This window comes from Vibrio sp. 2134-1, assembly GCF_033339495.1.
The window spans coordinates 1-707 of record NZ_JAWOUS010000410.1 but is presented as its reverse complement, the minus strand read 5'-3'; the positions used below and the strand labels follow the sequence as shown (position 1 = coordinate 707).

The window sequence follows — 707 nt, the reverse complement described above, 5'->3', positions numbered from 1 at the left end:
GCCACATCTCTTCCCATTTTACTGATTCCATGTTGTCTTCGATGCTATCTGGCGTTTGAGCAAAAAAGTCTAATCCAGTTTGACGTTCAACTTCGTCAATGGTGGTAATAAAGTTGGCTAACTCAGAGCTTGAAACATCACGATGCGGGACAATGAACGCAATGGCTTCATCAAAGCTTGGATCAAGAATGACTTTGTAAAATGCGCTCGGGATCACCACGCCATTACCGATTGTTCCTTCGTTACCTTGGTAAATCGGTCCGGTCACCACATAAAGCTCATTGTACTCATTGGCGAGATCACGAACATGTTCCTCTAGAACGCGCCAACCAACGCGGTTAAACCCCGGCAGTTGAGGCGACATGTTGCTCATCAAAAAGCTTTGCTTCATTGACTCTTGGGTGAAATCCATTGTCGCTGACGGCGCAAGGTGCCCTCTGTCGTATCCTGAGCCTTTGTAGTCCGCTAGGGTAGAGCGTGCGTAATCCGGCATTTCAGTGTCTTCTTGGAAGGCGTTACTGCGTTTGTTGGTGATGTTCACGCTTTCCGCGGTAATGTGGTAAGCAACCCAGTCTGCATTTTTGGTGTTGTAGTTGTACCCAACCGCATAGCCATCTCGGCAAAGGAACTGATCGCTGTTGCTTGAAGGTATGCCTTTATCAAGGTGTTGACCACAAGTTTCAGCAAGAGTAGGGAAGGATAAGAGT

General features: G+C 47.4%; 1 protein-coding gene. It reads right to left on the bottom strand.

Annotated elements, in window-relative coordinates; translation table 11 throughout:
• Positions 1-707, bottom strand: a 707-nt coding sequence (locus R7R78_RS26305; protein WP_225474634.1) for a DNA/RNA non-specific endonuclease, incomplete at both ends; no start/stop codon positions are given.